The organism is Haliscomenobacter sp., assembly GCF_041740695.1.
Taxonomy (GTDB): domain Bacteria; phylum Bacteroidota; class Bacteroidia; order Chitinophagales; family Saprospiraceae; genus Haliscomenobacter.
Genome location: NZ_JBGSLK010000037.1, coordinates 43,045 through 68,073, shown reverse-complemented (window position 1 = coordinate 68,073; position 25,029 = coordinate 43,045). Strand labels below are relative to the sequence as shown.

Here is a 25,029-nt window from a genome sequence, read left to right as displayed (position 1 = left end):
TCAGAAAAAAATGAACACTTATTTTTGGCCCACTACTTTAATGCCTAAGTCTTATGCTTGCTAAACGGATTATTCCCTGCCTCGACATCAAAGACGGACGGACCGTCAAAGGTGTCAATTTTGTCAACCTGCGCGATGCAGGTGACCCAGTAGAACTCGGTGCGGCCTACAGCGAAAAAGGTGCTGATGAACTGGTGTTTTTGGACATCACCGCCACCCATGAGAAGCGCAAAACCATGTCGGAACTGGCGCGATCCATTGCCAGACATCTCAATATTCCCTTCACCATTGGCGGTGGCATTACTTCCATCGACGATGCAGACGCCATGCTGGCAGCTGGCGCCGATAAAGTGTCGATCAACTCTGCTGCGGTACGTCGCCCCGAGTTGATCGATGAATTGGCGCTGAATTTTGGCAATCAGTTTGTCGTATTGGCAGTTGATGCCCGCCAAATTGATGGTGAATGGATCGTCCACCTGAATGGCGGGCGTATCGCTACCGAGATTCGGCTATTTGACTGGGTGAAAGAAGCAGAGTCCCGTGGAGCAGGTGAAATTCTGTTCACATCAATGGATCACGATGGCACCAAAGCTGGCTTTGCGCTGGAAGCGACTGCGCGTATTTCCGAATTGCTGTCCATCCCGGTCATTGCTTCGGGAGGCGCGGGCAACATGGAACATTTTTACGATGTTTTTACCACTGGAAAAGCCGATGCGGGACTCGCTGCAAGCATTTTTCACTTTAATGAAATAGCTATTCCGGATTTGAAAGGGTATTTGAAGGAGAAAAATGTGGTGGTGCGCTAAGCACCAAGAGGGAAAGGTATAAAAACGGTGAGGGCCAGACGTTGAATCGTACTGGCCCTCTATTGATTAGTTTAGGTGTATCTGTCTTAGATCTTCCTGCGGCGCTGCGAGCAATTAATTACGGCTGGTGCTAGAAGGTCTCATTCTTGAAACAGTATTAGGCGTATTTTTTACTTCATCCAGAATATTTGATTGTGATGGTGCATTTGAAGATACATTGCTGACAAACACTGATTTGTTGACGCTAGAGTTGTCACGATTGGTGAAAAAATCTGCACCATCGATGTAAGCGTTGTTGTTTTGCAGTGTATTTGCGCGGATCAATGACTGATTCAGTCCATTATTGATTGCCCGGCTGAAAAATGCGCCGCCATATAAGGCGAAGTTATCTCTCAAGAGGCAGTTTTCAATTTTTACGTTGCAAGTACCGCCATTTCCTACGTTCATCACTGCTCCACCTTCAACTTGGGCATTGTTTTGGATGAATTTGCAATTGGTGATTTCAGAGCCATTTACTGCACCAGCAGTAGCCAAGTTGTAAATGCCTGCAGCGTAGTTGGATTTGTTGTCCTGGAAAGTGCAGTTTTTGATTCTCACTACATGAGAGCCTTGAGAAGCTTCATTGTACCAAGCAGCGCCAGTACTCGTGCGGTGACCTTCTTGCTCTTTTTCATTGGAGTTTGAAGCATTTCCCAAACAGATGATGAAACCATCTACTGTTACTTGAGAAACATTCCGTGTGTAAACCACATTGAAAGAGTTGTCTTCAGCAGAATTAACATCACCAATGTTACCAGAAAGGATGGTTGGGTTAGATTCCCAATTCCGATTTTGCTCAGACATTTCGTTGCCTACGAAACCTCCAAGTAGTGTAATGCCCTCGTTGATTACAAACGATGCATTCCGATTGCCAGTCTGCGAAGGTGTATAAACACCAGCAGCCACCCAGATTTTTGTTCCTGTCTTTGCAATTTGCAAAGCTTGTTGAAGGTCACCAAAAGCCTGACTCCAAGATGAGCCATTACCTTGTGCTCCCTTCTTCACGAACAGAATCTGCTGTGCGTTCATCTGCAGGAAACCTGCTAAAACTAAAATTGTAAAGATTGCCCTTTTCACGTTGCCCGCATTTGTAAGATCAGAAAATATCTGTACTTCAGCGAGTGCAACCGAGCTTCACGCTTGGTCACACCTCAGGTGTGCCAAACGAACGTAACAAATTTTGGATAACGGGATCTCCGGCACACAACCGGAAACATTTGCATTAGGATACTTTGTCAAAACTTAGCACAAGGTAATACAAATTATCTGAACTAAACAAGGTGTGTCTAATTTTTTTTCTCATTTGTCTTTTTTTTAGGTGTTAAATTACCCAGGACTGACTTAATTGATAAAAAATTGTTATCTTGCGGCCAGTCCCTTCACACATTCTCCTCCCCTTAGGCGTCATATCACTTACGAAAGAGCTCATTATTGTGTTGGTAACAAGACCAATCCGAGGTTTTGGGAGGTATCTACAAAATTAAAGAAAGCTACGAACCGACTCTAAGCAAAAGATTGCTTATTTTTCGGCAACATACAACCTTAATAACTTCATTCCAAATGAATCGAGACCATCTACCCAAAGCCAAATTCCTACAGTGGAACCGAACCATTTTCGTTTGGGTGGCGCTTTTTTTACCAGGCGTAGCCGGACTCGCCCAAGACTTGCATTATTCGCAATTTTATGGTGCACCCCTTCACCTTAATCCTTCCTTAACCGGGATTTTTGATGGTGATGTTCGCCTGATGGGACAGTATCGCAACCAGTGGGCACAGGTTCCAGTGGGCTACACAACCTATACAGGAGCTGTAGATGTTAAAATCTTCAACAAAAACGTTTCGGATGGTTTTGCGGCGCTGGGTATTGGTTACAACCATGACCAAGCCGGGTTTGCTGACCTTCGACTGAGTAATTTTAACATCAATGGTGCTTATACGAAAAAGTTGGGTAAGCGGGTATATGGCTCATTAGGGGGGCAATTGGGGCTGGGCTTGCGCAAGTGGGAAGCTGACCAGGTAACCTACGACAACCAGTACGATGCCCAACAGGGCACTTTTGACCCGGATAATCCTAGCGGGGAAGGCACCTCCAAACAAAAACTGAACTATGGTGATTTTGGCCTGGGTTTTAATGTCCGTTATCAGGTCAAAGAATCCTACGAGCAGATCGATACCTCTACGGGGCAACGCACTAAACTTGATTTTGGGATGGGTTTGTTTCACCTCAATCGTCCCAATCAATTTTTCACCTCCTTGGGTCCGATTAAGCTTCCGATGCGGCTTACTCCCTATATCCTGGCCGATTTACAAATCAGCAAACGTTTTGATTTAATCGCCAACGTGGCGGCACAGTTTCAAAGTTCTTACCGACAGTATTTAGGTGGTTTGGGACTGCGTTTTTATGTCAATCCGAAGCGCAATGAAGAGTTTTCCATTCAGCTGGGAGGAACCTTCCGCTTTGATGCCCTGACCAACGATTCAGCTATCTACCCGGCGGTAGAAGCGCGCTATAAGAGAATACGCGCTGGTTTCAGCTACGATGTGAACCTGTCTAAATTCAATACGAGTGTGGATGGAGGTGTTGGTGGCCCCGAATTGTTCATCCACTATATTTTTAAATCTTACAAACCAGTAAGTTTTAAACCCAATTGCCCTTTGATCTAAATATGCTGGATCTGATCCAGCGTATTCATTGAGGTATTGCAACTCCAATCAGCCAAAGCATTTTACCATGAGAAAAACATTGCTTATACTGGCCTTTTTTATAGCGCTGTTTCAACAGGGTTATGGCCAATCATTAAAACAAATTTTGAAGGTTGCTGACAGTACGTTCGCAAAAAAAGATTTTTATACTGCCCTGGTCGCTTACCGCGATGCCTTAAAACTGGATACCACCCGTATCGATATTCAATACAAAATTGGAGAATCCGCCCGGCAGTTTAATTCTTATGCATCTGCGGCAAGTGCTTATTTGAAAGTATTGGGAAGCAAAGAAAAAGCCCAATACCCCGATGCTCGCTTGCGCCTGGGCGAATCCTTGCATAAATTGGCTGATTATCGCAATGCAAAATCGGCCTACCTTCAATTTATCCAGGAAAACCAGGGTGTTCAAGGGATTACGCCAGCATTGCTTGAGTTTGCCAAGAAGGGTGCCGAGAATTGTGATTTTGCCCTAAAAAGTATCCAAAATGAAGCCAATTCGCAACGCAATGCCAGCTATTATCCACAACCAGTCAACATGGGGCCGGAGATCAATGGACCTTACACCGATTATGGTGCTTCCTACCGTGGAGATACCTTATACCATACCTCTTATGAATTCCCTGATCCCAATAATAAAGCTGGCCGCCTCAATAAAGTAGTCTGGACTTATTCGGGTAAGGCCAAAGAGCTACCACTTTCATTCAATGCCCCGGATCAACACACCGCTTACTCCGTTTTTACACCGGACAACAAAGGGGTTTATTACTGCAATTGTGTGGCAAAAAATGCGGCAGATCTGCGCTGTGATATTTTTTACCGCCCGCTGGATGTACCCGGAGCTACACCTTTAAAATTAGGCATCAACCAGACTGATTATACCAGCACTTCACCCGCTATCGGTAAAAACACCAAGGGCGAGACCGTGCTGTATTTTGCTTCTGATCGCCCAGGAGGTAAAGGAAAACTCGACATCTGGATGGGGGCTATCCAAGCTGATGGCAATGTAACTACTGCTGCCCCGCTTGCAGAACTCAATACCATTGAAAATGACATCAGCCCCTTTTACCAGGAAATCCCGGGGAAAGCTGAGTTGTTATTTTTTGCTACAGATGGGCGGAAAACATTTGGGGGCATCGATATTTACGGTACCCGTTTGAATCAGACCAAACGCTGGATTGAACCTTACAACTTGGGGGTCAACATCAACTCCTCCTACGATGATTTTGGTTATGTCCGCGACCCCAAAGGAGACACTCTAGTTTTTAGCTCCAATCGTGTCGGGTCTATCCCCTTATTCGCTGAAACCGCAAAAAAAATAGCCACCCAGGAAGTAGAAGTGTGCTGTCATGACTTATATAAAGCAGGGATTTACAAATTGGTCAATCTGGAGGTCAACACCTTCAAGTGGAGAGATTCCCTTGCCTTAAATGGCACGACAGTTAAAATTTATGAAGAAACTCCAGACGGTACCCGCAAAGAGCTGGTGAATAAAACCGAAGCGGATACGAACAACTACTCAACGCTGATTGAGCGCTATAAAAAATACTACATCCAGGCACAAAAACGGGGCTACATTGCTGAAGATTCACTGGTGCTGGCCAACCTGGGCGAAGAAGAATCAACCATGGTGGTCGACTTGTATTTGCCCAATTTACGTTTGGATGTGTTTACCCTGCTTGGGCCTCTGAATGAACAAGACCCCAGCAAAAACACTGCGCTCAACGATTGTGAAGTTAGTTTGTATGAACAGCGGGCTGATGGCAGCAGAGTGTTGTTGGAAACCAAAAACGACCCCAAGGGCAATGAATACAACTATAGTGTAGATTTAGGTAAAACGTACTTTGTAAAAGCAACCAAACCGGGTTACAGCATAGACACTCTTGAAGTCCCAATCGATGAAACAACCGTGAAAGAAATTGGCTATGATGTGTCGGTTGATTTATACCTGGTGCCAATTAGGCTGGCCTTCGATTTGTTTTTTGACAACGCCAAGCCCGGGCCTGGTAACTTGGTGACTACCACAGATGATTATGAAACTTTATACAAGAACTACCTCAAACGAGAACCAGAGTTCTCAGGTTTTATGGGGCAAGCAATGCGATCATTCTTTCAAAACACGGTGAAACAAGGTCATGATAGCCTGGAACAACGCATTCCAGGAATCATCAAAGAGCTGGATGGAGGTTCTTATGTCAAAATATACATGTCCGGTTTTGCCAGCCCACTTGGCAACGCGGATTACAATAAAAGACTTGGCGAACGGCGTATGGTTTCAGTGATCAACCGTTTGAAACAGGTTCAAAATGGGGCCATGAAAAAATACATCGATTCAGGTCAGCTTTCTTTTGACCTCAATGCGGTCGGAGAAGATCCCAATAAACCAGACATTCCAACTGCGCTGTCTAATGTCAAAAACGAAATTTTTGGCATCCAACCTTCACTGGATCGAAAAGTGCAAATTTTCAGGATTGACATCAGTACAAAACCATTCAAGTAATCCTCACGCCCAATGAAATACCTTATGAACATCGACCACACCTTTCGTCATTGTTTCGCACAGCAGTTCAGCATGTGGCGTTTGCTGCTGTTGCTGCTTTGTGCGCCAAGTTTAAGTTATGCTACTCATATTGTTGGGGGTGAAGTAGGATATCGTTGCCTGGGCAACGACCGCTATGAAATCATCGTCCGTGTTTATCGCGACTGCGCGCCCAAAACTGAGCCGTTTGACCCTGTAGCCTCCGTAGGCATTTTTGACCGCAACGGCTTATTGCTCCAGGATGTACGCATTGACGCTACCTCAGCTACGCCTCTTGACAATAATCTCGACGCTTGTATTCAAGCCACGACCAACGTCTGTGTAGAAACCATGACTTATAAGGCCACGGTGAACCTACCGTTCCGAACCGGCGGGTACCAAATCGTTTATCAACGCTGTTGTCGCAACGCGACCATTAAGAACATCGTAAGCCCTCTGGAAACCGGGGCAACCTACGATGTTTGGCTGACTGAAGCGGCCATGCGTCGGTGTAACAACAGCGCCATGTTCCGCCGTTGGCCAGACATTTACATCTGTAACACACGTCCACTGGATTTTGACCACTCTGCATTTGATGTGGATGGAGATTCTTTAGTCTACCGCCTTTGCACTCCCTTTCAGGGTGCCACCTTTGCTAACCCAAGACCACAGCCACCTAATTTTCCACCTTACGATACACTGATTTGGGTAAAACCGCTGTATAACCTTTACAACATGCTGGGAGCGGTGGGTGAGCCATTGCGCATCAACTCTGTTTCGGGCTTGTTGACTGCTCGGCCGGGTATTCTGGGGCAATTTGTAGTAGGGATTTGTGTAGATGAATACGACCCTAAGACCAAACAACTCATTTCCTCTACTCGTCGCGATTTTCAGTACAACGTCCAGAATTGTGAAGGAGTAACTGCTGCGTTTTTCGCGCCTGAAAGCCAGTGTGATTCCCTTAAAGTTCGCTTTCGCAATGAAAGTGTGGGGGCCAGCAAATACCTCTGGCTTTTTGATGCACCTCGCACAACGCTGACTTCGACAGAGGTTAACCCAATTTATACTTTCCCGGCGTACAACACCTACAAAGTCAGCTTGATCGCAGAGCCAAATACCACTTGCGCCGATACCTTCTCGCGACAGGTGAAACTATTCAAATCTGGCATCAAAGCCAATTTTAAGGCTGAAGTGTTGTCTTGTGCCGCCGAATCCATCATTCGACTGCAAGATTTGTCTACGGATTCAAGTGCTGCCATTGTCAAACGAATCTGGAAAGTTACCTTTGGAGTTGCTGGGCAAATTACAGCTACGGGTGCCGACACTTTGGTGCGTTTGCCTTCCAATGTATCGGGCATCATTACGCTTACGGTTGTCAACGCGAATGGTTGTGAAAAAACCACTACGCAAAACTTTTCTACCGCTGGTGGCCAAAACCCTACCGATGGGATTCCAGATACTATTCGCGCTTGTGTGGGTAGTATCGTTACACTTAATCCTGCGGGAACAATAAATAATGTCTATTCGTACCGTTGGACACCTACAGGATTAATTGATAGCCCCAACATTGCCAACCCTAGATTATTGGTAACTCAAGATGCGGTGGTGGTTTTGACGCTTACGGCCAATTCTGCACAAACCTGCACGTTCACCAAAACAATCACCATTTTTGCCACCCCTCGCCCCGTAGCCGACTTTAGTGCCGATGGCGGGATTGGCAACGACCCCATTGTGGTGAGCAGTTGTGATGGTCGAACGCTTAATTTGACCAATAAATCGACCAATGCTGACTCCGTAAAATGGATCATTGGGGATGTCAATAATCCAATTTTGGTATCGACGGAAAACAATCCCGCATTGACTCTGGCTGATACCGGAACCTATACCCTGACCTTGATTGCTTATGGGGAATGCAATGATACTTTGCAAAAAACCATCCGGCTAGTCAAACAGGAAACCGATGTAGATTTCACCTTTAACTATACCAACTGTATCCTCAACGGCTCTACCATCAAGCTGCTGGATGTGTCCAACAATGCGGGTATACAAATCGCCAGCCGGACGTGGAAACTATCCGATGGCCGTACCTCCACCGAGGACTCTCCAAGTTTTACTTTTACGGATACAGGTCGGGTCACGGTCACTTTGGTGATTCGGACTACCCAAGGCTGTTTGGATTCTGCGTCACAAAGCATTGTCAAAGCACCTATTACCGGGGTAGATTTTCCCGATACCATCGTGTTGTGTAGAGGGATGCCGCTGCAAATCCCTGGCAACAACAACCCAAATTTGGTGTACATGTGGTTGCCTGAAACGGGACTGGATGATCCGACGGTTGGCAACCCGATTTTTTCTCCACAACAAAGCACCCAATATACCGTCAACATTTCCGTGCCAGGCATACCAGCTTGCCAAACCACTGACTCGATGATGGCAATTGTGCCTGGAAACATGGGTATCACCGTACTTGGTGCAGGCGCAGATGGTACACCCGTTTGTACACCTCAAACCACCTTGACTGCTTCGGCCAACCGCCCGGTTACTTTCCGTTGGTTGGATGCCAATGGCAATCAACTGGGTACAGGGCCTACATTTACCGCCACAGTTGCTACCCAACGCAATTTGACTGTGGAAGCTACGGATGAAAATGGTTGTAAAGAAAAACTGGAAATAAGTCTGATCGGCGATCCCGTCGTTTTTGCTGCTCCAGATTCGGTTATTCTGTGTACCAACGAACCACTGCGCATCAATACCACCCAAGGGCCTGGTCAAATCCTGACTTACAGCTGGACTCCAGTGGCTGCGTTTGAATCGGGAGCGCTGACTGCCAACCCTCTCCTAGCGGCTACCCCTGGCATCAAGGAAGTTTTTGTGCAGGTGCGCAATGCTTCTGGCTGTGTACTGAGCGATTCGGTGCAGGTAATCATCATTGATGCCAACCATAACCTGGATTTCACTCCTGAAATCCAATGCGACGGCAATACCGTGATTTTCCGCAATACCAGCACCAATGCCTTTGGCTACCGCTGGAATTTTGGAGATGGGACTACTTCTACGGAAGAAAGCCCCAGCCATAGCTACGCAGAACCAGGCAATTATACCGTATCGCTTACCCTGAGCTTTGATGTAGCTTGTCGTAAAACAGTGACCAAAGAAATCAGCATCACTGTCGGGTCTGCGATTGGGCTTAAAGTCCCCAACAACTTGACGACCTGTGGTGAGGATGTAACCCTGACTGCTGAAGGCAAACCTGGAACCACATTCAAATGGACGACGAAACAAGGCCAATTGTTGAGCTCAAATGCATCTGTAAGCGTTAACCCACCTCCAGGAACTACGGTATACTACGTTACAGCTACTAATGCCTTGGGCTGCACCGAAACGGACAGCGTGAGTGTTACCGATAACGGAGTAGATGTCACCCTGGTTACACCATCGGGTAGCAACCAGATCGATCAATGTGATGCTGAAAATGTACAAGTAGAAGTGCGCAACAACGCGCCAGGCCAACTGTTGACCTATAGTTGGACGCCTGCTTCCAATGTTGTTTCTGGTGGAAATACCGCTACACCAGTGCTGCGGCCAACTGAAATTGGCAGGAATGTCATTATAGGTATTGTCAGCAATCAGTTTGAATGTGAAGATACCCTTACTGTCGTCATCAACTTGGGAACTTTGGATTCGGGCTTGCCCGATACCGTTAAAGTTTGCCCAGGAGTGGCCACACCTCTGGCCCCTAATGCCAGTGCAGAATTCAGCTATCAGTGGGGCCCAGCAACGGGATTGTCGGCTACCAATGTACGCAATCCAAGTTTTACCGGCACCACTCCGGTAACCTATCTGGTAACTGTGACCAAAACCAGCGGCGGAATTTCTTGCCAGGTCGTGGATACAGTGGTTATTACCATTAGCGCCAAACCTGTGTTGGGTGTTTCTACCATGGACACCACGGCTTGTGTAGGTACTACCCTTCAATTGGTTGCCACTGGAGCTAGTGAATATGCCTGGATTCCTGAAGGGAGCCAAGAGACACCGATTTTCCAAGGAGATGGCGGAATTGCGATAAGCGGAACCCAAGGTACTGATACCCGTTACACAGTGATTGGACGAAATGCAGCGGGCTGTACCGATACCATTTCTGGTATCCGGGTTCGGTTTGTCGACTTTAATCCTGGTCAATTCACCACACCTTTGACGATCTGTAAAGGGGACACGGTCGAATTACACCCGACTGGGAACCCTGCATTCCAATACCAGTGGTCACCAAGTGCAGGATTGGATTTGACCAAGCCCTACAATCCGGTGGCCCTACTGGGCCAAACCACCCGTTTTCTGATTACCATCACTGACCCCATCACGGGATGTTTCAAGGAACGTGCAATCGTCGTGAATGTCAATGCAATTGAAGGCTTCACAGCCAGCAACGATACGACCATTTGTACGGCTACCGGAGGTTTAACCCTGCGTGCAGATGCAAACGGCAACAATGTTAACTTCCGCTGGTTGAATGCCGCAGGCACCCAAATTGGTACGGGTAAAACCATCAGTGTTAACCCAACAGTGGGAGATAACCTTTACATCGTGGAAGCTACAAATGGCACTTGTACCGCAAGGGATACTGTAAAAGTGACCCTGGCCGACTTCAAACCAGGTGACCTCGCTTCTCCACAATCGGCCTGCGCTGGTGAACCACTGGCACTGAACCCGAACGGCAACCCTGCTTATACTTATATCTGGTCGCCTGCCACAGGGCTGGATTTAACGAATACACACAACCCAATTGCCACCCTGAATGCTTCGATTACGTACTCCGTAACCGTAAGCGATCCAGCGAGTGGCTGTACTTTGGAAAAAGAAATTCGAGTCAATGTAATCGACCTGAGTGATTTGGCCATCGTACCTTCGGATACTACGGTTTGTCAACCAGGTGGTGTTAATCTGCGGGTGACTGGTGCAACAGGTGCAAACATCCGTTGGTTGGATGCCAATGGCACCCAAATTGGCACCGGGCGTAGCATTTCGCCTAGTCCGAATGTGGGTTTGAACTTGTACATCGCTGAGGCGAGCGTGGGTTCTTGTACCGCTCGCGACACCAGCAGAGTGACTCGAGCTGATTTCCAACCGGGTGATTTAAAATCGCCACAGGCAGCTTGTGCCGGAGAACCGCTGGCCTTGAATCCGAATGGCAATCCAGCTTACACCTATGCTTGGTCGCCAACGATAGGCCTGAATTTGACGAATCCACACAATCCGATAGCTACATTGGTTGCCTCCGTTACCTATACCGTGACCGTTACTGATCCAGTGAGCGGTTGTACTTTGGAAAAAGAAATTCGGGTCAATGTTACTGACCTGAGCGATTTGACCATTGCACCTGCGGACACTACGGTTTGTCAGCCTGGCGGCGTCAACCTGCGGGTGACTGGCGCTGAAGGAGCAAACATCCGTTGGTTGGATGCCAATGGCACTCAAATTGGCACTGGTCGTAGTATTTCGCCTAGCCCGAACGTGGGTTTGAACTTGTACATCGCCGAGGCCAGTGTGGGTTCTTGTACCGCTCGCGACACCAGCCGGGTGACCCGCGTGGATTTCCAACCTGGCGACTTGAGTTCGCCACAGGCAGCTTGTGCAGGCAGCCCACTAGCGCTGAACCCGAATGGCAATCCAGCTTATACTTATGTTTGGTCACCCACTATAGGGCTGAATTTGACAAATCCACACAACCCAATTGCTACACTGGTTGCCTCCGTCACTTATACGGTGATTGTAACCGATCCTGCTACGGGTTGCAGCATAGAGAAAGAAATCCGGGTTAACGTAACCGACCTAGGTGACCTGGAAGCCATTCCTTCTGAAACGGTTCTTTGCCAACGTGACTTCGTATTCCTTACGGCCCGTGGCGCGCAAGGTGCCACCATTCGTTGGCTAGACGCCAATGGACAAGTCATCTTTAATGGCAGAAACCTTTCGGTTACCCCCGGGTTGGGACTTAACTTGTACATTGTAGAAGCAACTTTGGGCACTTGTTCCAAAAGAGATACGGCGCGGATACGCCTCAGTGATTTCAACCCGGGTGATTTAAAATCCCCACAAAATATTTGTGTGGGTACTTCAGTGGAGTTGAATCCCAATGGCAACCCGGCTTATACCTACACCTGGTCGCCGACAACTGGTCTGGATTTGAGCAAACCTTTCAATCCATTAGCTTCACCAACAAATACAACTACTTATACGGTGACCGTAACAGATCCTGCGACGGGTTGTTCTGCAACCAAGAGTATTGTGGTCAATGTTACACAGCCGGTTACGGTGATTGCGCTGCCAGACACCTCCTTGTGTGAACCGGGTCGCTTGACTTTGCGCGCTACTACTTCACGGCCAACCCCCATTACCTGGTTTAGTGATGCCGCTTTGAAAAACCAGATCGGCACTGGAAACCGGATCAGTGTCAATGTAGCTGCCGGTAAAACGGTCTTTTATGCCGTGGCTACCGATACCAATGATGTGTGTATTCGTGCACAAATCGACTCAGCTAGAAATGGCGGGGGAACCCCTGGAACAGGTGGTGGGCCTACCATCGGGGATGGTGGGCCTTTTGAAGGGGCACCTTTGGACTCAGCAGTGGTCGATGTGGTAGACATTACCTCTGGCGCGCCACCAAGTATGATTACGACTTGCGCGGGCCGTCCTACGCCGATCAATCCAAATGGCAAACCAAACCTGGTTTACCGCTGGTCGCCAGCTAGAGGATTGAATGATTCTACTTCTGCTACCCCTACCACAATCGTTACGGTGCCCACTACTTATACGGTTACGATTTCTGACCCGTTTGGAGCTTGTAGCATTGTACGACAAGTAGTGGTGATGGCAGCGGAACCGATCCGAGCGGATGCCGGAAAGGATACGACACTTTGTTCTTTGAATCCATTTAATCTCACCGCAAGTGGCAATGGTGCTGCTATTTTTGAATGGAGCAACAACCGCAACATCAGCCCGGTTCTGGGGCAGGGGGCACAGTTCTCGATTACTCCCGATACAGTAGCGAGAACCTACTATGTGCGCATCACCAATGCGGCGGGTTGTGTGGAGATCGATTCAGTAACGGTCATCGCCCGTCCAGTTAGAGCCAGCCTACCAGCTACGGTCAATGCCTGCGAAAATGGAGACGAGGTGACCCTGATTGTCACCAATGGCGATCCACGGCAGACCTTGACTTACCTCTGGTCGCCCGCCAATTTGTTCATCACCGATGTTCGAACTGGGCCTTCGGCAACCATTGTGGCTCAGAATGGCGCGCAGCCGCAAGTCTTGCTGACCAACCAATACGGCTGTACGGCCACCTTGCGCACCACGGTGAACGTGGTGGATTTGGCCAACAAAGTACGCGTAACGGCCAACCCCACGACCATTGAGAATGGGGAATCGACCACCATTCGGGTGGAAAATTGCCCCGATTGTACGTATTCCTGGAGCCCGGCTACCGGACTGAATACCACTACGGGCAGTACCGTAATTGCATCCCCTACGGATACCACCGAGTACACCGTAAGAGTGACCAGCAATGGCTGTACAACTGAACTCAAAATCACCATCAATGTAGCGGGGCCATACTGCATCGAACCCTACATTTTTGTACCAACTGCCTTTACCCCCAACCGCGACGGCGTGAACGATGTGCTGTATGTACGTGGCCGGGGCATCGACAGAATGACTTTTATTATTTACAATCGCTGGGGTCAAAAAATGTTTGAAACCAGTGACCCCAAAGTGGGTTGGGATGGTACGTTCCGGGGCAAGCAATTGCCTCCTGATGTATATGGTTTTTATTTACTTGCCAATTGTATTGACGGTAGCACGTACCGCAAACAAGGCAACGTGACTTTGATTCGTTAACACGATTCGGGTCACATTGGCCTCGACATCATGATCTAATCACCCCCCTGACTGGAGTAATCCGGTCAGGGGGTTTCTTTTTAGGGCGATAAAAAAATATGTGTTCATTTTACCAATGGATTAGATAATTAAACGGTTCATTTCAAGTGTCTTATCTAATCCTTTGGCTCAAAAAAAATGAACACTTATTTTTGCCCCACAACTTAGCTGAGATTCCGTTATTTTTGTGCTTCATCAGTACCTGTAATTATGAAGCGTTTGTTTCTTTTCTTCCTCTTCAGTGTTGGATTGTATACCCTGAATGCCCAGTGTGATTTTGCCATCAATGAAGTCGATGATTTCGACAGTACCCACAGTGTGGTCACCAAAGCCATCAATATTGGCTACCTGATTCCCAGCAATTTTCAAACGGCGGATGGGTACAAAATGATCGAAGAGGCCAAGGCCATGTTTACTTTTTCCCAAAACGACACCTTGAACGCTTTTTTCCTGGTCTTGGGGCTAGCCGAGCGGGAGTTTTTGACCATCGAAGAAGGATTTAGTGTGATCTTGAAAGTTGAGTCTTTGAAGGATACGGTAGATCTGGGCAAAGATGTACCCAAAGTTGATCCCGCTGATGATACAAAGGGTTCGGACCTGATTGGCCTCTATACCGTACCTGACCGAGGAAGTTTCGACAAGAATACCAACATGCGGCTTTATACCCTTACTTGCCTGGTCCCCTTGGATCATGTCTTCACTTTATCCTATGCAGGCATTGAAAAAATTCGGATCAATTACAAAAACAGCCGCCATACCATTACACTGAACAAAGACCAACAAGCGTCTATCAAAAAAGCGGTGCAATGTGTAGCGGAGGCAATGAAGCTGTTTCCAATCAAACCCTGAGGTGATTATTGTCAGTGTCAGAAAGCAAGCTTAATTTTATTTTTGCAAAAAAAAACAAAGCATGGAATCCCTAAAATTTAAAACCAATATCAATTGTGGAGGCTGCGTGAAAGCGGTAACTGGCTTTCTGAACGAAGTTAAGGGCATCAGTAAGTGGACGGTTGACACCCAAAATCCAGACAAAATCCTCAGTGTAGAAGGGGATGGAGTGGATGTAGAGCTTGTTTTGGAAGCTGTGAAGGATGCTGGATTTGAGATAGAGGAACTTGTTGATTAATTCTGATCTGGTGCTTAGATAAAATTGATCTTGCTTATCTTCGTTTATACTATAAGCAAATCAATCCCTTATGGCCGAGTTCTCCTCTTCTCGTCGGAATTTCCTACAACTCCCAACTGAGGGCTCGCTGCTGGAAACGCCCCATTTTGAACCAGAAACCGCCACAACTGCACCCCCCTTTACCCTTCAAGGAGGCCTGACTCCGTATAGTGGCATTTGGGGCCGGGAGCAAGCGGCCCATTTGTTGCGGCGAGCTACTTTTGGTTCTAGCCAGGCTCAAATTGATCGACTCTATAAGTTGGGTAATGCCCAAAAGGCGGTGGACTCTATTTTAAATGTTCCCAAAGCAGAGCCTGCTCCACCCGTCAACAATTACAACAACGACGAATTTACCGATCCTGACGTACCCTTTGGCAAAACCTGGATCAATGCCAAGCGCAACAACGATGGCGAGTTTTTCCGCATCACCTCCTGGCGCAGTTGGTGGATGGAGCGGATGGTTACTTCTGAAGCCAATATTCTGGAGAAACTCATCCTGTTTTGGCACAATCATTTTGCGACCCGCACCGATATTTCCTTTAGTGGGCAGGCGTGTTACAAACATTACCTGATCCTGCGCAAACATACACTCGGCGATTTTAAACAGTTGGTCTATGATGTAACGGTGGACCCACATATGCTGTTTTTTCTCAATGGCCTGTACAATGGAGTCAACGCGCCCGACGAAAACTATGCCCGCGAATTGCAGGAACTCTTCACCATTGGCAAGGACAATCCCGAGCATTATACCGAGGCGGACGTAGTGGCTGCAGCAAAAGTGCTGACCGGCTGGCGACTGGAATACGAAACCAATAAAGTTTTCCTAGACCCGTGGTCACACGACCAAACGGATAAACAATTCTCGGCTTTTTACAACAATCGGGTCATCAAAGGTGGGGCTGATGCAGAGCGGGAACTTCGGGAGTTAATCGACATGATTTTCCAAAAGGATGAAGTCTCCCTGTACATCTGCCGGAAGTTGTACCGCTTTTTTGTGTATTACCAAATTGACGAGCAGGTAGAAAAAAACGTCATTCAGCCTTTGGCAGCAATCCTGCGCCAAAATAATTACCAGATTTTACCCGTACTCTCTACATTGCTGCGCAGCGAGCATTTTTTTGATGCGGTGAACAAGGGTTGTTTCATCAAAACACCCCTGGATTTGGTCATAGGCGTATTGCGCAATTTCAACGTCTACATCAAAGGCCCTACTTTGTACGATCAGTATCAAATCCTGACCAGTTTGGGTTGGACTTGTAACGACTTACAAATGTTGCCCGGCGACCCGCCCAATGTAGCGGGTTGGCCAGCTTTTCGGCAAGCACCCAAATATTATCGGAACTGGATCAACAGCGATACTTTGCGCAACCGCAACATTTATTCCGATGTAATGACTTATTGGCGTTATGAGACCGATTCTGGTTATCGGGTTTTTATTGATCACATTGCTTTTGCAGCCCAATTCCCCCGCCCAGACGATCCAAATTTGCTGATTGATTCCATTTTGCAAGTTTTGATGCCAATGCCTTTTTCTACAGCAAAAAAACAAGTATTGAAGAGCATTTTGTTATCCGGCCAAGCTCAAGATTATTACTGGACAGTGGCCTGGAAAAACTACACGGCCAATCCCGGGGACAAAGCTGCTCGCGATACAGTTTGGTACCGCCTGGCGGCCTTGCACAAATACCTGATGGGCCAGCCCGAATACCAATTGATTTAAGCACCTCCCCAAACCCAAAATGCATGGAACGCAGATCATTCCTCTATCATAGTTGTGCAGCAGCAGCCGGTGCCTCCTTTACATTGAAGGGCATGCCCGTGAATACCGCTCCACAAAAATCTTTTTTGGACGCCCTAAACTTCAATGGCAATCCCGAAAACCGCGTATTGGTCCTCATTGAACTGAATGGTGGCAACGATGGGATCAATACCTTTATCCCCCTGGATCAATACTCGAAATTGAGCAAATTCCGGCGCAACCTGCTCATTCCCGAGCGCAATGTATTACGTTTGCAGGGCACTCAAGTCAGCGGCCTGCACCCTTCGATGGTACCTTTCCAAAAAATGTACAACGATGGCCTGGTGTCTGTAGTGCAAAATGTAGGGTATCCTGAACAGGATTATTCCCATTTTCGCTCATCCGATATTTGGATGTCGGCTTCGGATGCGGATGTGAACATTGAAAATGGTTGGGCTGGGCGTTACCTGGAGCAGCGCTATCCCGGATTTCCCATCGGTTATCCGAGCGACGCCAACCCTGATCCCCTGGCCATTCAATTGGGCGCGGTAATGTCTCTGGCTTTGGTGGGCAGCCAATGGCCGATGGGGATGGCGATTACCGACCCGAAGGCTTATTATGAATTTGTCAACAGTGTGGTTGAACCCGCACCTGAGGGATTCTTTGGCGATGAACTGGAATACATCCGGCTGGTTACCCAACAGGCGCAGCAGTACTTCAAATCAGTAAAAGGTGCCGCCGACAAAGGCCGCAACCAATCCACATTGTATCCTCCCGATGACAAAAACTACCTGGCTGATCAGCTCAAAATTGTGGCGCAGCTGATCAAAGGAGGGCTAAAAACACCCATTTACATTTGCACCTTGCACGGCTTTGACACCCATAGTGGACAGATTAGTTCCTCTGGAAATCCGCTGGAAGGCAACCACGCAGAGTTGTTGCGAATGCTGTCAGAGGCCATTTATGCCTTTCAAGACGACCTCAAATTGATGGGCATTGATGACAAGGTGGCGGGCATGACTTTTTCGGAATTTGGTCGCACGATTGGTTCCAATGGTAGTTTTGGTACAGATCACGGAGCTGCGGCGCCCTTGTTTGTTTTTGGCAAAGCCGTCAATCCGGGCATCATTGGCAAAAACCCTCAGGTGCCTACGGATTTGAGTGAATCGGATGACTTGCCGATGGAGCACGATTTCCGGGCTATTTATACCACTATTCTTAAAGATTGGTTTGGGCTGGAACAGCCAGAATCCATTTTGGGCCAAAAATTCCCCATTTTACCCATCTTCAAATCGATCTCTACGCCTACCCGTGATATTCGAACAGTGGAGCAATTTGAGCTAAATGCCCGGCCTAATCCATTCCGCGAAAGCAGCACCATAAGCCTGCAAATCAACGGCGGTCAGGTGTCTATTCGTTTATTGGACGGCTTGGGAAAAATGGTTCAAACCGTAGCAGAAGGGTATTATGCGGCGGGTACTCATCAGTTTTTGCTACAGCGCCAAAACCTTCCGATGGGACAATATTATTGCCAGGTAAATGTAAATGGAACGATTGGAGTACAAAAAGTGGTCGCGATGTAAAAATTCACTTTTCACTTTTCACTTGATCATTTTCATGAAAGTCCCTACAAACCAGTTGGAATCCGCTTTCACCAAGGTGTCGAGGGTGGAATCTGCTTTGCTGGAAAAAAGTTTGATTTCTTTGATCATTCGGACAAATTCTTCGGTTTCCGGGTCATTGCCCTCTACACTCGACAATTCATCCAGTACTTTGAGCATGGGCTCCAGTTCTTTCTTTTTGCGTTGGATGATGATGTTCTTGACCACCTTCCACATGTCTTTTTCCGCCACAAAAAACTCCTTGCGTTCTCCGGCCTTGAGTTCTTTGAACACCAATCCCCAATCGATCAAAGCTCGTAAATTCATGTTGGCATTGCCACGTGAAATTTTCAGTTCCTCCATGATGTCTTCAGCGCTGAGCGCTTGTGGAGCAATCATCAATAGGGCATGGATTTGGGCCATGGTGCGGTTGACACCCCAACTTGAGCCAAGTGCTCCCCACGACTGCAAAAATTTATCCTTTCCTTCGGGCAGGTTCATTTGTCCAATAGTTTCAAAATTTCTTGAAAGTACATAATTAAATGTAAAAGCGGGTACTTTTGTTTAAGATTGATGAAGGAAAGGCATTTTGACCACGGTTGCAGGCAGGCTTTTGCCACTAATGGAAATGAAAATTTCAGTCCCTGTTCCAGCAAATTCCGTTTTCACATAGCCCATTCCGATCGGTTTGCCCAGGGTTGGCGATTGAGAACCTGAAGTCACGATGCCAATCACCTGGCCTTGTGCGTCCAGAATTTCGTAGTCGTGACGGGGAATCCGGCGGTCTTCGAGGACAAAACCAACCAATTTACGGCTGACCCCAGCAGCTTTTTGTGCTTCAAAGATCGGTTTGCCAATAAAACTGGATTTAGCCAGTTTGGTGATCCAGCCCAGTCCAGCTTCCAGGGGGGAAGTAGTCTCGTTGATGTCGTTGCCGTACAAACAAAATCCCATCTCTAATCTCAAAGTATCCCGCGCACCCAAACCAATCGGTGCGATGCCCAGGGTTTTGCCCGATTCAAAGACGGCATCCCAAATCGCTGCCGCATTTTTATTGTCGACATAAATTTCAAAGCCACCCGCACCAGTGTACCCGGTGGCAGAAACAATTACATTGTCAAATCCAGCAAACTTACCTTTGGCAAAGTTGTAGTATTTGATGCGGCCCAAATCAATGCCAGTCAAGGGCTGTAAGGTTTGTAAAGCTTTCGGACCTTGTACCGCAATCAATGAAGTCTGGTCCGAAATATTGATCACCCGGGTATCAAAACCCCGTACAAATTCAGCAGTTGGCTCCAAGTGTGCATTGACCCAATTCCAGTCTTTTTCAATATTGGAGGCATTCACGACCAGCATGTAGGCACGCTCGCCCTCGGCACAATCGTCTTCAGGCAAACGGTACACCAACAAGTCATCAATGATCCCACCTTTGTCGTTGGGCAAGGAAGAATATTGCGCCTGCCCTACGCCTAGCTTTGAAGCATCATTGGTCGTGATGTGTTGAATCAATTCCAGGGCTTGTTTGCCCTTTACAATAAATTCTCCCATGTGCGACACATCAAACACCCCCACTCCATTCCGTACCGTATGGTGCTCTTCCTGAATACCCGTATAAGAAATAGGCATATTGTAGCCAGCAAAGGGGGCCATCTTCGCCCCAAGGGCAATGTGTTTTTCAGTGAGTGGAGTATTTTTCATGTGTGTGTTTATTTGAAAGGTTCCAAAGTTCCGGGGGTCCAAATTTCTCGTCGGTCGCCGAGCGAAGCCGAGGTGCCCGATGAGAAATTTAGTGTATTACTGAATGCTAATTTTATTAATCACATCACCGACATGCAAGTCGTGAACCACACTCATGCCGTCGATTACAGTTGCGAAGATAGTGTAATTTCCATCAAGATGAGGCGCAGGCGAATGAGTGATAAAAAACTGCACACTTTCCGTGTCCTGGCCCGCTGAAGCCAGACCAACCATACCTTCGTTGTCATAGCGCATAGGTGCAGGCACTTCGGTGCGCAAGGTAAAATCGAGGCTACCATAGCCATCGCCACGGGGACAACCGCCTTGAGCGACAAAGTTGGGTGCAACCCGGTGAAAAGATTTACCGTTGTAATACCCTTTGCGGGCTTGCTCCACAAACATGGCCACCGAACCTGGCGCTACCTCCGGCATCAATTGTACCCGAATTGTCCCTTTGTTGGTGCTGATGATGGCTATTGGGCGTTCGCGCAGGTTGGCTAGTGTTTCCCAATTGATGGGGTGTTTCTTAGGGTCAGTTTTGCTGAGCTTGGGTTCTGGTTGGCCTTTTAGGAAACTAATGGTTTTTTGGACTTCAAATTGGGTCTCAATGTCTCGGGGCAATTTGAGGCTCGTCAGGGCAGTATCCAAAAAGCCAACCTGGGTAAAGTATTGCCCAAAATTGCGTTGGGGCACCCGCAGTGCCTCTGCAGCTACTGCAATCAAACCAGCATCTTTACTAAGCACAGCTTGTTTGAAAAAAATCGATAATTCCTTACCGACTTTACGCCCACCCAAGCCAAAAAATCGTTCAAAATCTGGGCGGCTGGCGATTTTTTTCAAACCATTCCACGCGGCCATCCGCACCACCGGGCTTTTTACTGCCACAGCCTGTTGTTGGATATAACGGTAATTCCAGGGAAATTCACTGAGCGCATCCAAAAAAGCAGCTCTTTCCTCAGCACGTTGGCTGCGTTCGTAGCGCCGCCGGCACTGGAAGTTCATCGTCTCCCGATAGTCAGCGTACAAAGGTGGCAGCAAACGTTGTGCGGCGGCATACAAATTGGCTTGCACCGCCCAGTTGAGGGTTGAATCTTTGGCAAGTCGCCAGTAATAGGTGGCATCACGCCCCTGGCCATAGGTTGACAAGGTTTTGGCAGCCGTTGCCGCTACGTGGCTATTGGGATCCCGTAGTGCATTGAACAGCGCAATACGGGTAAGTTTGTAGTCCAGTTTTCCCAGGGCTTGTACGATGTTGATCCGCACCCGGTAATCGGGTTCTTTGGGCAACCAGTGGGCCAGGGTATCCACCGCATAAGGTTTGTAGGTTTTGCCCAGACTGCTGGCCAGGGCCATCCGAATGAATGGACTACTTGCTTTAGGGGCCAGGGGGGCCAATTGGGCCGCAAAAGTATCAAGTCGGACATTGGATCTGGCTAAAAAATAAGCAGCTACGTAGTGAATTCGGGGGGTAAATTGTTGGTTCAAGAGCATTTCCACCATCCGTTTGGTAGCCGTACTATCGGTAATGCCGCGGAGCCCAAAGCGGTAAATACCCCAGGCCAAGCCTTCTACTAAGGTTGAATCACTGGGTTTATAAGTGCTCACTGCGCTCATTTGTTGCAGTGCCTTTTTGGAACCACATTTGCCGATCGCTTCCAAAATTGCAGCATTGACTTTCATGGAAGTGCCCGTGCTGTCAAAACGATCGAAGCCTGCGATCAGCAAGGGTTCTGCTGCTCTGGCCTTGGTTTGGCCCAAGGCATAGGCCACGGCATAACGCACATCGGGCGATTCATCTTTGAGCAATTCGCCCAATTGCTCCACAACGCTGCTGTCTTTGATGGAGGCAAAAGCCATGGCTGCAGCATAACGGTAGCTGGGATCTGCATCGCGCAAGTAAAAGAGCAAACTATCGATGTTGCGGGCATCTTGCAATTGATAAATTTCTTGAGCTGTAGCATCCTCAAAAATATTGGTACGGACTACTGCGGAAACTTTTTTGTCGGAAGGTGGCGTACAAGCTTGTAACACCAAAATGAAAATCCCGATAAAAACAAAATAAGCGATGCGTTGGTATGGCATTAGCACGGTCGTTTAATCCAGTGAGAAACACTAGTGCAAAAGTAAAAAAAAAGGAATGCTTTTGGTGTTGCCTCAAAGTTTGATTTCAAGCTCCCGCCTTAATTGTTCAATTCATCCCCAAATTGATCCTCCTTCCCAGCTCCCGCACCTGGATCATTCAAATTCAAACCACCTTGGGTGTATTTAGAACAATCCAGTTCGATGCCCAAGTCTCCAGGAGGGCGATAAAAACGTTTGGAGGAGTCGAAGCGCAGGTCTTTGGCGCTTTCCAACTGGCGGATGAATTCTACAAAAAACGGCTTGGCCATCCGTGCACCTTGGCCATAGGTAGAAGAGCGGAAATGCACCCAGCGGTCTTCACCACCTACCCAGGTGCCAACGACCAGATTGGGGGTCATGCCCATAAACCAGCCGTCAACGAAGTCGTTGGTGGTACCGGTTTTACCACCCACGTCACTTTTGATCCCACTGATATTGGCCGCATACCGCAATAATTCGACCATGACGTAGTTGGGAGCTGCTCGGATGGCTTGTTCTTCACGAATTTCGGATTCGTAGATCACCTTGCCATTTTTGTCTTCGATGCGCAAAACAGTAGTGGGCCGTACATAAAGCCCATTGTTGGCGAAGGTGGAAAATGCGCCCGTCATTTCCATTACGCTCAAATCGGCAGCACCAAGGGCAATGGCGGGGCTTTTAGGCACCCGATACTGCCCATTGGGATAACGCGTACTGCTATCGATCCCCATCGCGTGGATGAGGGTACGGATGGGCACCGTGCTATTGAGCTCTTTGACCAGTTTGACCGATACCGAGTTTTTGGACTTGCGCAGTCCTTCTTTCAGATTGATCAAACGGCCCGAATATTCGTTGTTGAAGTTGCGAGGCGTCCAACGGGTGAACAAATCAAAATCACCTTCACCTGGTTCAATGGTTTGTTGGACGTCGTAAACGGTATAACAAGGCGAGAGTCGATTAAGCGCTATCGCCGCTGCGTATACAAAAGGCTTAAAGGTAGATCCGACCTGCCGGCTGATCCGGGTATGGTCGTATTGGAAATATTTGGAGTTGATGCCGCCTACCCAGGCTTTGACGTAGCCACTGCGAGGTTCTACGGCCAAAATCCCCGTTTGCAAGAACATGCGATGGTATTTAATGGAATCGATTGGCGACATCACGGTGTCTTTTTCAAAATTGCGTCCAGGTTCATAAGTAAAAACCTTCATCCGTACGGGGCGACGGAAATCACGTTTGACCACCTCCTGCAAACGCCGCCATTGGGTCAGCAATTGGGGGAAGTCCTGGTGGTTCATCACTTTGCGGTACTGAGCAGCCAATGCCACCCCAATGATCTGTTGTTCTACTAGTTTTTCCAGGTAGCCTGACTTGAGGTTTTCTTGTTCCATCCGGTCGATTTCGCGGTCGTCCTCATGGAAAAAACCTTCCCCAACAGCATCGGTTTCAATGCGGCGGGTGATTTCACCCAAATAGATGTCTCGTAAGACCTGATAACGATCCGTTGCCCGAACGTTGTTTTCCAGTGCAGCCAGGCGAGTAGGCACTTGGGGAATATTAGCGTCTGAACCTCCTTTATAAGTCCAGGGATCCTTGCCCCGCCATTCATTCCAAAAAGCTTTTTGCAAGCTAGACATGTGTTTGATCATCGCCCGCTCAGCCAACCTTTGTACTTCGCCATCGATGGTGGTATAAATTTTCAAGCCATCCCGGTACAAATCATAAGGTGTACCATCCGAGCGTTTTTGGCATTCTTTACTGGCTAAAATTGTCTTGAGGTCTTGGCGCAACTCCTCCCGGAAATAAGTAGCGATGCCATCGATATGTGATTTGCGGCGGAATTGGATCCCCAAGTCTGTGGTCCGCAATTCGTTGTAACGGGTTTCGGTGAGTGAGCCATTTTTGACCATTTGGTTCAGCACAACCTCCCGGCGTTTTTTACACAACTCTGGCCGACGGATTGGATTGTAGTAGGAAGGATTTTGCAACATACCAATCAACATAGCGGCTTCTTCAAGCTCCAGATTTTTAGGTGTTTTGCTGAAGTAAGTGTCAGCAGCAGCCTTGATGCCGTAGGCATTGTTTACGAATTCTGCCTTGTTCAGGTACATCGACAGAATTTCCTCTTTGGTGTATTTTCGCTCCAAACGCACCGCAATAATCCACTCCTTAAATTTTTGCATAACCCGAGCCAAACCCGAGCCTGGTTTTTGAGTAAACAATAATTTAGCCAATTGTTGGGTAATGGTACTAGCTCCGCCAGAACTGCGATCGCGCAACAAAACGGTTTTGACCAGAACCCGCCCTAATGCTTCAAAGTCGATGCCCGCATGCTCATAATAACGTTTGTCTTCTGTAGCAATCAAAGCATGGACGAGGTATGGTGAGAGTGAATCGTAGGTGATTGGGATTCGGTTTTCCGACGCAAAAACCCCTAACAATTCACCATTGTCGGCCAAAACTTGGGTAGCCAACTCACTGCGAGGGTTTTCCAATTGCTGCAAAGAAGGCAAATTGGTAAAAGACAACAACACAAAAAACAAAAATCCAAAGAGCAACCCGTATAAGGTGAGTCGCCATGCCCATTTGACAATGGTCAAGTGAGTAGGATGGTTTGCTCCACTAAAAAGATATTCGATGATTGTGCGCATAAGTTTTTGCTTAAAAACAGATACCCAAAGATACAATTTTTTCTC

General features: G+C 47.7%; 13 protein-coding genes. 8 read left to right on the top strand and 5 right to left on the bottom strand.

The annotated features are described in order from the left end of the window. Positions 1 to 53: 53 nt before the first annotated feature. The gene (gene hisF, locus ACEW9O_RS07970) at positions 54 to 806 is read left to right on the top strand and encodes an imidazole glycerol phosphate synthase subunit HisF (protein WP_373549614.1); all 753 of its coding nucleotides are present in this window, start codon (positions 54 to 56) and stop codon (positions 804 to 806) included. A 114-nt stretch (positions 807 to 920) separates the two neighbouring features. Here hisF and ACEW9O_RS07965 read toward each other — a convergent pair whose 3' ends face one another. Further along, positions 921 to 1,922 (bottom strand): hypothetical protein, encoded by a 1,002-nt coding sequence (locus tag ACEW9O_RS07965; RefSeq protein ID WP_373549613.1) that lies wholly within the window; start codon positions 1,920 to 1,922, stop codon positions 921 to 923. Between the two features lie 483 nt (positions 1,923 to 2,405). Between ACEW9O_RS07965 and ACEW9O_RS07960 the strand changes: the two genes are divergently transcribed. The 7 genes from ACEW9O_RS07960 to ACEW9O_RS07930 all read left to right on the top strand — a co-directional run bounded on the left by ACEW9O_RS07960 (position 2,406) and on the right by ACEW9O_RS07930 (position 18,481). Then, positions 2,406 to 3,509 carry a PorP/SprF family type IX secretion system membrane protein gene (locus ACEW9O_RS07960; RefSeq protein ID WP_373549612.1) on the top strand — a complete coding sequence of 368 codons (1,104 nt, stop codon included), beginning with the start codon at positions 2,406 to 2,408 and terminating at the stop codon, positions 3,507 to 3,509. Between the two features lie 67 nt (positions 3,510 to 3,576). Then, positions 3,577 to 6,045, top strand: coding sequence for a tol-pal system YbgF family protein (locus ACEW9O_RS07955; protein ID WP_373549611.1), 2,469 nt, complete (start codon positions 3,577 to 3,579; stop codon positions 6,043 to 6,045). A gap of 12 nt (positions 6,046 to 6,057) precedes the next feature. Continuing rightward, positions 6,058 to 13,956: a PKD domain-containing protein gene (locus tag ACEW9O_RS07950; RefSeq protein ID WP_373549610.1), complete on the top strand. Its 7,899-nt coding sequence runs from the start codon at positions 6,058 to 6,060 to the stop codon at positions 13,954 to 13,956. Between the two features lie 249 nt (positions 13,957 to 14,205). Then, a complete protein-coding gene (locus ACEW9O_RS07945) occupies positions 14,206 to 14,844 on the top strand; it encodes a hypothetical protein (protein ID WP_373549609.1) in 639 nt (212 codons plus the stop codon). A 61-nt stretch (positions 14,845 to 14,905) separates the two neighbouring features. Continuing rightward, positions 14,906 to 15,121 (top strand): heavy-metal-associated domain-containing protein, encoded by a 216-nt coding sequence (locus tag ACEW9O_RS07940; RefSeq protein WP_373549608.1) that lies wholly within the window; start codon positions 14,906 to 14,908, stop codon positions 15,119 to 15,121. A gap of 70 nt (positions 15,122 to 15,191) precedes the next feature. Continuing rightward, positions 15,192 to 16,880: a DUF1800 family protein gene (locus ACEW9O_RS07935; protein ID WP_373549607.1), complete on the top strand. Its 1,689-nt coding sequence runs from the start codon at positions 15,192 to 15,194 to the stop codon at positions 16,878 to 16,880. A 23-nt stretch (positions 16,881 to 16,903) separates the two neighbouring features. Then, positions 16,904 to 18,481 (top strand): DUF1501 domain-containing protein, encoded by a 1,578-nt coding sequence (locus ACEW9O_RS07930; protein WP_373549606.1) that lies wholly within the window; start codon positions 16,904 to 16,906, stop codon positions 18,479 to 18,481. A gap of 18 nt (positions 18,482 to 18,499) precedes the next feature. Here the strand turns inward: ACEW9O_RS07930 and ACEW9O_RS07925 are convergent, their stop codons facing one another. The 4 genes from ACEW9O_RS07925 to ACEW9O_RS07910 form a co-directional block, all read right to left on the bottom strand. Then, positions 18,500 to 19,000: a GbsR/MarR family transcriptional regulator gene (locus tag ACEW9O_RS07925; RefSeq protein WP_373549605.1), complete on the bottom strand. Its 501-nt coding sequence runs from the start codon at positions 18,998 to 19,000 to the stop codon at positions 18,500 to 18,502. Between the two features lie 63 nt (positions 19,001 to 19,063). Further along, complete coding sequence (gene gcvT, locus ACEW9O_RS07920) at positions 19,064 to 20,197, bottom strand: glycine cleavage system aminomethyltransferase GcvT (protein WP_373549604.1); 1,134 nt, start codon at positions 20,195 to 20,197, stop codon at positions 19,064 to 19,066. Positions 20,198 to 20,293: 96 nt separating this feature from the next. Further along, entirely contained in the window at positions 20,294 to 22,318 is a 2,025-nt protein-coding gene (locus ACEW9O_RS07915; protein WP_373549603.1) for a peptidylprolyl isomerase, read from the bottom strand. A gap of 98 nt (positions 22,319 to 22,416) precedes the next feature. Next, positions 22,417 to 24,984 (bottom strand): transglycosylase domain-containing protein, encoded by a 2,568-nt coding sequence (locus tag ACEW9O_RS07910; protein WP_373549602.1) that lies wholly within the window; start codon positions 24,982 to 24,984, stop codon positions 22,417 to 22,419. Positions 24,985 to 25,029 lie beyond the last annotated feature (45 nt).